The sequence below is a fragment of the Granulicella sp. S190 genome, from assembly GCF_009766095.1.
In the GTDB taxonomy this organism is placed as follows: domain Bacteria; phylum Acidobacteriota; class Terriglobia; order Terriglobales; family Acidobacteriaceae; genus Edaphobacter.
Genome location: NZ_LMUD01000009.1, coordinates 333,370 through 345,801, shown reverse-complemented (window position 1 = coordinate 345,801; position 12,432 = coordinate 333,370). Strand labels below are relative to the sequence as shown.

7 protein-coding genes and 1 pseudogene are annotated in these 12,432 nt (G+C 55.6%); 2 read left to right on the top strand and 6 right to left on the bottom strand.

The window, feature by feature from the left end; translation table 11 throughout:
* The first annotated feature begins 83 nt into the window (after positions 1 to 83).
* Entirely contained in the window at positions 84 to 1,769 is a 1,686-nt protein-coding gene (locus tag GSQ94_RS05290; RefSeq protein WP_158942258.1) for a hypothetical protein, read from the top strand.
* Positions 1,766 to 2,254 (top strand): protein-disulfide reductase DsbD domain-containing protein, encoded by a 489-nt coding sequence (locus tag GSQ94_RS05285; RefSeq protein WP_158942257.1) that lies wholly within the window; start codon positions 1,766 to 1,768, stop codon positions 2,252 to 2,254. The genes GSQ94_RS05290 and GSQ94_RS05285 overlap by 4 nt, the downstream gene beginning before the upstream one ends.
* A 60-nt stretch (positions 2,255 to 2,314) precedes the next feature.
* On the opposite strand, the gene GSQ94_RS05280 is transcribed toward GSQ94_RS05285, so the two are convergent.
* The 6 genes and pseudogenes from GSQ94_RS05280 to GSQ94_RS05260 form a co-directional block, all read right to left on the bottom strand.
* Positions 2,315 to 3,466, bottom strand: coding sequence for a tetratricopeptide repeat protein (locus tag GSQ94_RS05280; RefSeq protein ID WP_158942256.1), 1,152 nt, complete (start codon positions 3,464 to 3,466; stop codon positions 2,315 to 2,317).
* 179 nt (positions 3,467 to 3,645) lie between these two features.
* Positions 3,646 to 4,107: a UTRA domain-containing protein gene (locus GSQ94_RS21290; RefSeq protein ID WP_254063680.1), complete on the bottom strand. Its 462-nt coding sequence runs from the start codon at positions 4,105 to 4,107 to the stop codon at positions 3,646 to 3,648.
* 69 nt (positions 4,108 to 4,176) lie between these two features.
* Positions 4,177 to 4,458 (bottom strand): annotated as a pseudogene (locus GSQ94_RS21285) (GntR family transcriptional regulator); the annotation flags it as partial.
* 47 nt (positions 4,459 to 4,505) lie between these two features.
* On the bottom strand, positions 4,506 to 8,105 hold the full coding sequence (locus tag GSQ94_RS05270; protein ID WP_254063664.1) for a carboxypeptidase regulatory-like domain-containing protein: 3,600 nt from the start codon (positions 8,103 to 8,105) through the stop codon (positions 4,506 to 4,508).
* A gap of 150 nt (positions 8,106 to 8,255) precedes the next feature.
* A complete protein-coding gene (locus tag GSQ94_RS05265) occupies positions 8,256 to 10,778 on the bottom strand; it encodes a glycosyl hydrolase family 18 protein (protein ID WP_158942254.1) in 2,523 nt (840 codons plus the stop codon).
* Between the two features lie 497 nt (positions 10,779 to 11,275).
* Positions 11,276 to 12,343, bottom strand: coding sequence for an ROK family protein (locus GSQ94_RS05260; RefSeq protein ID WP_158942253.1), 1,068 nt, complete (start codon positions 12,341 to 12,343; stop codon positions 11,276 to 11,278).
* Between the last annotated feature and the right edge of the window lie 89 nt (positions 12,344 to 12,432).

Sequence of the window (12,432 nt, the reverse complement as noted above, 5' to 3'; positions counted from 1 at the left end):
ACGGAATCAAAAGGGCAGCGTCTTCCGCAGCCTTGTTCGCTATCATAACCACGCTCTGCCACGCACAAGACGCCGCTCTAAAGATGCAGCTCCCAGCAGACCAGCGAGCCTTCGCCGCCGCCCGTGCCACCGTCGATCCCGAGCAGCGCCTCGTCGCCATGCAAAAATTCCTCGAGGCTTATCCCAAAAGCTCAAGCGCCAGCCGCGCACAAGGCGACATCTTTGACACGCTCCTCAAGTACTTCCCGCAGCGCACCGCCGAGATCGACACCCAGGCCCGTCTCCTTATAAAGAACGCGGGCAAAGGCCTCTCCAGGCTTAACTACGAAACCTACGTCGCCGATAGCCTTGCAGAGGCTAACGAAGTCGGCGTCGACCTTCCCCGCGCCGAAAAGCTAGCTAAAGATGCCGTGAACAAATACACCGAGGCCAGCTTCGATAAAGGCTACTTGGCCGCTGCGAAACAATATAAGCAGCCCGCGCCCACCTCAGCCGCTCTCCATTCCAGCTTTGCATCCGATCGTGCCAGCGCTCTGGCCGCTCTCGCCAAGGTTGAAATGGACGAGCACAATCCCCCATCCGCAACCGCGCTGCTCACCGAAGCCTACAGCCTCAACCCCAACGTCGACGAAGTAAACCTCCTTCGAGGTGAACTTGCCCTCGATCAGCACAAGGACGCCGAGGCTCTCGAAGACTTCGAACGCGCCCAGCTCACTGGCGAATTGAAGTCCCCATGGCGCGAAAGAATGATGGAACTTTATCGCAACGCTCACAACGGCAGCGATCAAGGCTTTCTGAGTGAGATGGACGCGCAGTACGCGCGCATCTTCCCCGAACCCTTCAGCCCGCAGCCGCACAAACCTGCAGACACAAAACGTACCGCACTGCTCGAGCTCTTCACCGGCTCCGCCTGCGAGCCCTGTGTCGCCGCCGACCTCGCTGTCGATACTCTTCTCAAAACCTATCCCCGCAGCGAGCTCATCGTGCTCGCCTACGATCAGCACATCCCCGAACCCGATCCGCTCGCCAATCCCGATTCAGTCGCCCGCGCCAAATCCTACGGCGTCCATTTCACCCCGACATCGATGCTCAACGGCAAACCTCTTTGGGAGGGCGGCGGATCTCGCAGCTCCGCAGAGAAAACTTACGACGAAGCGATCAAAAAGATCGATGCCACCGCCGCCCAGCCAAGCGGAGTGCAGATCCTCCTCACCGCACATCGCGGCGCTGGCGACATAATCCATGCCAACGCCACCGTCTCGATCGGCAATCCGGAGCAGCTGAAACAAGCCCTCGCGCCCGATCCACCGGACCAGTCCGTCAGCAACAAAACACCGGTCGCTGCTCCAGCGCAACCGGGACCAACAGCGCAGCCCGTCCCCACCGAGCCGCATCTTGTAACCAACTTCGCTCTTGTCGAAGACGAAGTTCGCTACAGCGGCGAAAATGGAATCCGCTTCCACCGCATGGTAGTCCGCGCTCTCTCTCAACCTGCACCCGAACCCATCGGATCCAGCAAGACTCTCGACGCCACCTTCGATCCCGCCACCATCAGCACCGAGCTCAAGAGCTATCTCGACAGTTTCGAGCAGAAGAACGACCGCTTCGGCAAAATACAGTTCCTCTCCAAAGACACCACACTCGAGCCCAGCCATCTCGCCGTCGCCGCCTGGGTCGAAGACACCACTACCCACCGCGTCCTGCAGTCAGCCTTCGTTCCTCTCTCCACGCAATCGCAGACGGAAACAACTACGGGATCCTCAAAATGAGATTGCTCACAGCAACCTGCATCCTGGGAGCAACTCTAACAGCCCTGAGTCCATCTTTTGCACGCGCGGCAAAACCTCCCGTCCGGTGGCAGATCAAAAATCCACCCGCGAAAGCTCTGAAGCCCGGAGCGAAATTCAACCTTGCACTCAACGGCCAGATCGACGCAGGCTGGCATCTCTACGCCTTGGAAGAGCCCACAGGTGGCCCCGTCGCGACCGTCATCGGACTTACCGAAGGCGACTCCGCTGACCTACTCCGAGTCGACGAAGCCAAGCCGAAGCTGCTTCTCGATCCACTCTTCAACCTCCAAACCGGCTTTTTCGAGACCACCGCTGACTTCGTCCTCCACCTGCAGCTCGCGAACGATGCCCCCAGCGGAGCGACCACCCTCCACGTCCTGGTCCGCTATCAATCCTGCAACGACCGCGTCTGCCTGCCACCCCATACCGACACCGTCGAGCTCCCCATGACCATTACAAAATAGCCGCACCTCCAGCCGCTTTCTCTGCCAGTTGCATCTAGCATCTTCAAGTTCAGCATCAAGTCATTTCGGCTTTTCCTGACTACCCGACATGACCGTAATAAGTGCGTCGTGGGATTCTCTGTTTTGGGTCTTGGCTTTGTCGAACTCCGCTTTTGCCTCACTCACCTTCCCCTCCGATCGGTACAGACGGCCTAGCAACATATGTGCGTTGATATCGTTCGGCGAGAGGACGGCGGCCTCTTTGAACTCGAGCAATGCATCTTCTTTGCGATCAGCTCCGAGATAAACAATGCCTAGATCGAGACGCGCCATGGAGTTTTTAGGATCGATCTCGACTACCCTCTCCAGTAAGGGTCTGGCGTCTTCGTTTTTGTTCAACTTAATATCCGAATCGGCGAGGTAGAGCATTGCCTGAGAATAGTCAGGCGTATTCGCTAACTCGGCTTGAAACTCCTGCGAGGCTTCCTGAAACTGGAGCTGCGTCCATAACAGGTAGCCCAGACCGAAATGTACATTCGGTTCCTTCGGATTGGCTTGAACTGCAGCGCGAAACTCTCGCGTCGCTCCGTTCGTATCTTTCATCTCGTCTAACGCTTCACCCACGAGCATGTCGGCCTCAGCCGATTCGGCGTTCTGTGCAATCATCCGGTGATAGACATCGAGAACACAGGGATACTGCTTCGACAACAAACAGCTATGCGCAAGACTCAGCAGCAATGGAAGATTCTGTGGGTCGTGATCTGCCGCCTGCTTTAGATAAGGAACCGCAGCTTGGTATTCCGCGAGACCGTAGTGAGACATTCCAACAAGAACATTCAGGCGCTGGCTCTCAGGCGAGGATGGCGACTGCGACTTGAGCATCGGAGTGAAGACCTGAATAGCTTCTTTGTATTGACCGTCCTTGAAGAGCGCCAATCCAAAATTTAGGCGGAGGCCGGGCATATCAGGTTGGAGCGCCATGGCCTTGCGATAGAAGATGATCGCCTGCGGGAGATCCCCCTGGCGCGCTTCGAGGAGACCCAATCGGGCCAGAGGCATCGGATCTGTCGGATGAGCCTTGGACGAAGCGATCAGAGTAGCTTCGGTTTCGGATCCGCTGTCGTGCTGGGCAGGCTGTGACGACGTGACTGACTTAGGAACTTCCTGCGAACACAAAGGGAGACTCACGCTGGCGACTGCCAGTGTCAGGCAGATTGACAGTCTATAGCTCAAAATACCTCCCCTCACACCGGTTCGATTCTCTCCTGCCGAAACAGAACGCGCAACAGCCTCGTTCTTGCAGAGAGATCGACTAAAGAGGGTACTTTCACGGTGCAGTTTCTCCCCCAGTCTCAGGCTTGCCTGCGTAGTTGCCTGGGAGGCAGGCTAACCTTCTTTATAGATCGTCGCACCTAGCCGATAGCCATTGCCGGGATATACACAAGCGCTCGATATCGGTCCGCTCGATATCGAGAGACAGCGGCCTCTACAGGCACACGATCTTCAGTAATGGCCTTTCGAGCAACGGAGACGACACCCGTCTTCGTAGGAATCTCCAGCAACCTGGACTCTTCGCTCGTCGCCGGCAGAACTTCGATTGCCTCAGCCGCCCATGCCACATGAACTCCAAACTGTTTTCTGAGAGTTTGGTAAAGCGACTCCTCAGAAAAGTTGACCTGTTCGATACCAGGAAAACGGCATAGCGAGAGGTAGGTTTTTTCAATAGCCATAGGAATGCCATCGGCCAACCGCAGCCGGCGAAGCCTCATCACTGGGGTACCTGCCTGGACTTCAAGACTCTCAGCTAGCTCGACATCAGCATCAAGGACAGTCTGCTCCAATAAACGTGAAGCCGGCACCATACCGCGTTGCATGGTCTCTTCGGTAAAGCCACGCAGCTGTGTCTGAGATCTTTCGCGTTTTGGTTTAGTAACGAAAGTCCCGCGCCCTCTTAAACTGCAGGCGTAACCGCTTGCTTTCAGTGCATGGAGAGCCCCGCGCGCAGTGATCCGGCTGACGTGATACATACGCGCCAGCTCCCATTCAGAGGTTAGAAGATCTCCCTCCCGTAACTCTCCCGAATGAATCTTCTCCACCAGGGCGCTTTGAATCTGAAAGTAGAGCGGAACAAATCCGTCTCTGTTGAGAGGCCGCTCAAACGAAGTGATTTGAGACGGCCGCTCAGAGACGCGCGCCCTGTTTTCTGCTCGGTCAAGTGGGATCATCGTAACCATCAAGACGCGGGTTTCGTTTCGCTAATTTGGGCAGAGCGTTAGAAATACATCTTTCCGCTGAACTGCATCGTGCGTGGTATGTGAGCGGTCAGGGCTTGTCCAAAGGTGCCGCTTGCAAGATTTGTGTCGATTCCCCCGGCTGCAGCTCCGCCGGGTCCGAAGAAGTTTGTGTGATTGAACAGATTGAAAGCCTCTGCCCGGAGTTGAAGGTGCGCTCTCTCGCTGAACCGGAAGGTCTTCAACAGACCCAGGTCAATTCGCTCGGTACCGGGGCTGAGGAAATTACCAACTCCGCTACTGCCGAAGTGACCCTGTGCCGTTGCGAACGAGCTTGTAGTGAACCATTGTGTTTGAGTCTTGGTGAGGTGAACAGCAGAGATCTGGTCAGGCCGCGGCACGACATCTGCATTCGGGCTGACCATTCCCAGACCACCAGGATACGTTCCCGCTGCACTTCCAACGGCGCATAAGGGATTAGTAGGGTCGGCGGGAACGGTAGTGGTCGGTTGCGCGCAGGCGAATGGATCGGAGGGCTGAGACGTGGTCAGCGAAAGGCCAGAGTTGAAGGTTGTAATACCTGAGAGCTCCCAGCCTCCAAGAACATGTCCGGTCAAGCCGCTCTGCTCGCGGAAGAAGGGTGCCTTGTAGACGAAGTTCGCGATGAATATCTGGGGCTCATTCAGCGTAGAAGGGCCGTAGTCCAACTTCGGGTTGTAGGCATACGTGTTGGCGGTGCCACGATCGTTGGCTTGGTCGGAGAGGTTCTTCGACCACGTGTAAGCGATACCTAGCGTCAGGTCGCGCGTCGTCCGAATATTAAGCGAGGCCTGCAGCGAATTGTAGTTGGAAGTGAAGATCGGCAGCCTGGTATGGAAGTCCGAATAACCAAGATAAGGCCGAATGTTGTTGAGAGGAGAGATGGGGTTGTCTTCGCGGGTAGAGAGCGTTGGCTGGTTCAAATCCAGCTCGCCCAACAGGTGCCGGGACACGGAGCCGACGTAGGCTATCTCAAACATCATCGTCGATGACAGTTGCTGCTGTACCGAGAGATTGTAGGAAGCATACGACGGAACCTTGAAATCCGGGCTGCCGGTAGTCGTCAGAGCGTTTGGTCCCAGGGCGGGAGGAGCAGCAGAGCCGGCCCCTATCGGATTGTCAAACGAGGCGTTTACTATCGTCGTGGTCTGCACCAGAGGTGGATCGCCGAATGCATTCTGTTCCCAGATGCCGTTAAGCGTGCGGTCGAAAAATACTCCGAAGCCGCCGCGCAGAACGGTCTTGCCATCTCCGAAAGGACTATAAGCGAAGCCAACGCGAGGTCCGAAGTTCCAGCTGTAGTTCGGATTGACGGTTGAGCCGTAAGGAGAGCAGGAGACCTGCGCAGAGATTGCCTGGGCGGCCGTACAGGCGCTTCCCTTCGGAAAGATCAAGCCATTGGCGTAGGTCGACGGCTGAAAGGCCTGCCCGGCCACAAAGTTTCCATCGCCGTCCAGCGCGGGGGCTAAAGTTGACTTATAGAGCAGCGGATCAAAGTTGACCAGGGTATTCTTCGCATCGGACGGCGAAGGAAATCTTGTCCAGCGAAGGCCAAGGTTCAGAGTCAGCCTGTGATTGAGCTTCCAGTCATCCTGGACATACGCTTCCGTGTTCCAGAAGCGCAGATCGGGAACGATGTCACGGCTGGCCTGCGTGTATTGGTTAACATTCCCAAGCAGGAAATCTCCCCATGTATTGAAGGTGAAGCTCGGATTGCCTTCAGAAGCGTCCTCGGTCTTCAAAAGCTGTTGAGCGGTCACGCCTGCGCGCAGCGTGTGGTTTCCCAGCGTTACTGAAAAGTTGTCAAAGATATTGCGATCGAGGTTTCTCTCAAAATACGGTGCGCTCCCCTGTGAAACGACGGTGGCCGATCCATCCAGGATGCTCACGCTTGGAATACGGCCGTACGGGTCTGGATTGGCAAGATTGTTCGTCAGCGCGGACAGGACGGAAGGAGAGTTCGCTGGACCAGAGAGCGCTCCCCTAATCGTTCCCTGCGAATACGCAAACTCTACCTCGTTCACCATCTTCGGAGAGATCGTCCAGGTCAGATTAGCGACCACGTTCTTGCCGGGAGCATTAATGCCCACGTTTACCACTCCTGGATAGTTGGCTCCGCCCCAAAGCCCAGTAGGCAGATTGCTTGGAGCATCATCCTGCATGCCGCGTGCGAAGAAATGCAGCTTGTCGTTGAAGTAATGATCAACGCGAACCAGATCCTGACGGAAGTTGTTCAGCGTTGAAAAAGAACTTACAAGATTTCCATTGGTAAAGCCGGTGGAAGGATTTACAGACGTTGAGTTGGCTTGAAACTTGCTCAAAATCTGGGTGACGTACACCTGCGCATTCTTGCTTATGCAGTTGGGATTGTTAATATCGATAGTGCCGACACCACCCGTTCCAGTGCCACCAGTCGTAGACGCAATAAACGGGGTGTAGCCGCTAACGCATCCCGCAGGTGCATTCAACGCGGTCGGCGAGAAGAACGTGCCATTCAATTCAGCTGCGGTTGGAGCGGGCACGTTGTTCGTTGGAGCCGGCTCCGTGATCTTGCGCCACTCTTCAGACCAGAAGAAAAAAGTCTTCGTTCTGCCCGGGTTATAGACATGGGGAATGAAGATAGGCCCACCCACAGTAAAGCCGAAGTTGTTGTAGTGATCCGGCGCACGGGGAATATCCTGCAGGTTATTGAAGTAGTTGTTTGCGTTGGTGTTGGCTGTGCGTACAAACTCGTAGGCTGACCCATGGATGGAGCTGGTGCCGGATCGTGTTGCTACCAGAATCTGTCCGCCACCGCTACGTCCGAAGCTCGCGTCGTAGGAACTCCTCTCTAAAGTGAGCTCCTGAATCGCATCGACGCTCGGAATGTTCAGAAGTGTGGCGTTGGAGCCGCTATCGTTGATATCAGCACCGTCAACCGACCAGTTATTCGCGGTGGTTCGCGCGCCATTGACCGAGACAGAAGAGGTGCTGTTAATACCGCCAAACCCGGGCTGATCGCCGAGGAGGTTCACGACTCCTGGCTGCAGCGTCACTAACTGTTGAAAGTTGCGATTGACCAGCTCCAGCTCTCGCAGTTGTGTTCCAGAGATGGTCCCGGCCTGCGAGCTGGTTTCAGTATCGAGAGCGACCGGATTATCTTCAACGGTCACAGTCTGGTTTTGCCCCCCAACCTTTAGTTGGGCATTCACCGTTCGCTTTTGCGCGACATTCAGCACTACGTCTCGATCAGAAAATTTTTCGAAGCTAGGGTCCGATACCGTAATGGTATAAGTACCGGCGAGAAGGTTGGTGGCAGTATAGTTTCCCGACTCATTTGACTGAACGACGCGCGTGGCACCGCTAACTCCGTTGAGAGTGATCGTAATAGTGGCATGCGGAATCACAGCGCCGCTTGGATCTGTAACTGTACCGGTAAAGGTTCCGGCCAGCTCTTGCGCTCCTGCTAAAGAAGGGAAGCTGAGTAGAAACAGCATCAAAAGAAGAGAGGAGGCGACTCTCATCAAACTGTGCGCCTTTACCTTGGTAGTCGCCGGAACGAACGCAGCCTTTGAAACGGCTTTTACTTTTGTCTGACAATCCGAAGAATTTGTCTGTCTCATGGAGCCTCTCCCTTAGTGTTGCGCTTCTGCACTGCGGTTCACCATTTCTTGTAATTAGTTACAGTGGGGATTCTGATAACAAATCTGGATGCTGGGAGGCGTCCCAGCCCTTCAACTTGGCTGGAACGCCCCGTCAGTTAGTGAGATTCTCTACGGATTGAGGCCTGATGCAAGCGATTTTACGATGGTTCCATTTGCATCGTCGTCTTTTACAGCCCACACATACCCGCCGCCAAGTCCATGCGCCTTGATGTAAGTTGCCTTCGCCGCTATGGAAGTAGCGTCGTCGTAACTGAAGACTGTCTGTGTGGTTGGGTTGAACGCCGAAGTGGCGATCCTGGTGGAGTCATAGCAAGCGGTGTACCCGTTGCTTAGGAGGTTCTTGATCGTCCCATAGCTGGCTAGTCCGTTCGTCAGCAACGTGTCACATCCTGCAGCCGGCGAGCTTTGGTTGTTACCTGAAGAACATAGACCAACTCCATTCGCATTCGGAACTGGAGAGACCGCTGTCGCGTTCTGGTACTCACCGCAGTTCGTACTGTTGAGTCCTCCGGTCCACCCCGCACCATACGCGGGGAAGCCCATGGTGTACTTGTAAGCTGGCACACCTTTCGCGAGGTAGTAGTTCACTGTTGCATCGATCGTATTACCGGTTCCATTGAGGGGATCGGTAGCATCATCGTAGATAGGAGACGCATCGTTGGTTGCCAGCTCCCAATCTCCCGCGTAGTTGTAGCCATCGATGGTGACGTAATCCGATTGGGCGAATGTGCCTGGGATGTCGATCGTATCGAAGCCTCCTGGGTTATTGGCGTCCGATGGGCCCGCAGGCGCGTCAAAGCTCAATTGATACGTCTTACCCGTGGTTGCAGTGAGAGCGGTCAATTGCCTACGAAACTCTGTCAACAAGGCAGTGAAGTTAGTTGTGTCGGTAGGTGTCGGGAACTCCCAGTCGATATTAATGCCATCGAAGAGACCCGGAGCTGTGATACCTGAAGCGATATTGCCTTGGATGAAGATGTTGATGCAGGAGCTGGCGAGCGCTGTGCGTCCCGCTGCCGTACTGGCAGCACTTGTAAAGGCCGACACTGCAGCAGCATTTGCACCACCGATCGAGATGATCGCCTTCAGGTTGGGATGAGCTGCTTTTAGCTGCTGGATTGCACCGAAGTTTCCATAGACACCCCCGGCCCCGCTATACGGTCCAGTGACCTGAGGCACGCCCAACTTCTGATAGTCGGCATAGGAATCCGCGATGACGCACGCCGCGGTAGCAGAGGTTGGCGCTGTCAGGCCGCTGAATGCATAGAAGAGGTGAGTGAGATTACCGGCAACGCCATTGGTCTGCATGTTCGCAATGTTGTAGCCCGCGTAATAGACGCTCCACTCTTCGAACCACCCGCCAACCATCAACGTGCTTTGCGCCGTTGTCGTCACATTCACCGAGGTTCCGGGAGATGCCCCGGCATAATCGGTAGCAACCACGGTGAAGGTGTAGGTGGTGGTTGGAGCCAGCCCGCTTTCGACATCGGATGGAGTAGTGGAAGTGAGTGTGGATGGCCCTCCCGATATCGAGTAGCTGATCGTGCAGCCGGAAGGAGCAGTGACTGCCGTCCAACTCAGATTTGCAGTGGAGCCAGTCGCACCAGAGGCCGTCAATCCCATTGGGGCGCTGGGCTTCGTCGTACATGAGCTCGCAGACGTCTTCACGCTGAGAGGGGAGCTCGCTGCCGAGGTGCCGGCAGCGTCTGTCGCCTCTATCGTGAAGCTGTAAGTTGTCGAAGGAGAAAGGCCGGTCACAACGTCGGATGGCGTGGTCGGCGTTGCAATGGAGCTTCCACCCTGCAGTACTTTGTAGCTGACGCTACATCCGGCTGGAGTCGAATCCGCTGTCCATGCCAGATTTGTGCCGGAGCTAGTTGTACCAGAGGCCACCAGGCCCGCTGGGACACTGGGGATTGTGGAGCACGTCGAACACGCTCCCGTTGCAGTCCACGGCAGTCCGCTGCCCGTGCCACCACTGTTGGTTGCCGGACTCTGGTTCTGCGTCCAGAAGTTGGCGACATAGTTTTCTCCAGCAAGGCTGGCGGTCATTCCTCCCGTGTAGGCAGTAGCAGCACTCCACGGCGTACTGCATGTGCCCCTGCTACCACCGCCGGAGCTCGCCAGCGTCTTTACGGAAACCGGAGAACTTGCCGCAGAAGTACCAGCGGCGTCGGTCGCTTCCACGGTAAAGCTGTAGGTGGTTGAAGCAGCGAGACCGCTGACAGCATCGGAGGTCACACTCGGTGTCGCAATGGCTGTCGCGCCCTGCAATACTTTGTAACTGACGGTACACCCCGTAGGCGTAGTCACCGCCGACCAGCTCAGGCTTGTACTGGAGCTAGTTGTGCCGGAGGCCGCCAGGCCGGTTGGAGTCGTGGGTATCGTCGTACAAGAACTGCCGCTTCCGACCTGCTGCCAGAGAGCTGGCGCTGAGATGGGGTCCCAACCTACTTCAGAGACGTTGGCTTGGAGCGCTTTGTATTCGACACCTTCATACATCACCAGCGAGCCGACGGAGTAAGACACGCCGACCGCCCAATTGGGAACAGTCTGGGCGGACGCCCTGGTGGGAAGCAAGGACACGATCAGGCTTAGAAGCAGTAGTAGAGGGAGGACAGTGCGTTTCATTGAATCTCCTTGGACTCGACGGCCAGCTTCCGCCCGTCAGCGGTTGAGATGGAAAAACTCGGTTCTTTACCCCAAATTGCCTTGGGGCTAAAAGCTCAATTAGCGAACCGGGGACAATGTTTGAACGACTCGAATCCAGAAATCGCGACGGTCAAAACCTCTATTGCGACAGGAGAACGGTCGGCCCCAAAACTCTGCCTACAACGTGGGGCCGTAAAACCTCAATCTATTTCCTCTGAAAGATACTTAGGAACCTATCGTTAATATGTAAAGTCGTCAACAGAAAACATTCAATCTGCGCTAGCTGGCGAATTCGATTCGCCATGGCTCGCATGACCAACCATCTCAGCTCCAGAGCCGCCACACTTCAACGGTTACGCCCGCACAACAACCAGCTACGGCAACCTCAGGCTAAGGATAGGTTTAGATCCTGCAAACACATCGACAGAGAATGGAACTCGTCCTCTGCGGGAATAATCGCGATCTCTATGCAGAGGTCAGTTGCCCAGGAGGGTCTGTTCTGAATTCTTCATGGAAACTGCTATGCCGCCCCATACCACCGCCGAATCTCCAAGGCTGCTTGGCAGCACGCTGGTCACTGCGACTTCACTCTCTTGCAGCAGCTCAACCGTTGGCTGCAGTAATGCCGCGTGAGCGCCTAGATCTCCTCCAAGCACGAAGAGGTTTGGATTCAGGATGAGCGAGAGATTTAGCACTACATCCTTGAGCAAGCGAGCACGCTGTAAAACAATCTTCTGCGCTGCTGCGTTGCCTTCAAGGGCCAGGTCAAGAACTTTGGTCGCCTTCCGCAGTTTGATAGTTTGGCCGGACTTATTGCTGACTGCATTCCAACTTCTCAAGATGCCGGGACCGCCTAACACCTGCTCGAGGGCGCCGAATTCGTAGATCGATGGCTGCATGCTGGAGATGTTTGGGATACGAAGATAACCGATCTCTCCAGCCGACCAGCTTGCACCATGTACTATCTGCCCGTTGAGAAAGATACCCGCGCCAACGCCTGATCCGATTCCAATAAAGACGAAGCTGTCCTCTGCTTGAGCAACGCCGCGAAAGTGTTCCCCAATCGCGGCAAGATTGGTATCGTTTTCGACGAAGAGCTCACACGCGAAATGCTGCTTCAGCAGATCTCGGAGAGAAACATCCCTCCACGTGTTGGAATGACTGACAGACACCACAATCCCGTCTCTTACATTCGTGATTCCGGCCACGCCGACTGTCATCGCAACTAACTTCTTGGCCGGAAGATTACGTCTTTGCATCATCGCTTTCAGCGAGTTTCGCAACGCTTCGATGACAGCCTCAGGGCTCCGTACTCCCTTGGGCAACGTTTCGTTCTGCTCCTCAAGAAGAGTTCCATTCAGGTCGGTCAGTAAAATGCGAAGTGCGTCGGCGGTGATGTCGACACCAGCAAGAAAACCATAGTTAGCGTTGAAGCGCAGGTTCTCAGGCGGACGCCCTCCACCTGATACTCCCTCTCCGATCCACTGGATGAGGCCAAGGTCGTCGAGATCTGAAACGACATTTGCAACCGTAGGAGCACTCATTCCGGTCTCACGAACGAGATCGGCGCGCGAGCAGCTTCCTAGCTTCTTCAGCGACCTTAAAATCGTGCGCGCATTTGTCCGGCGCATGA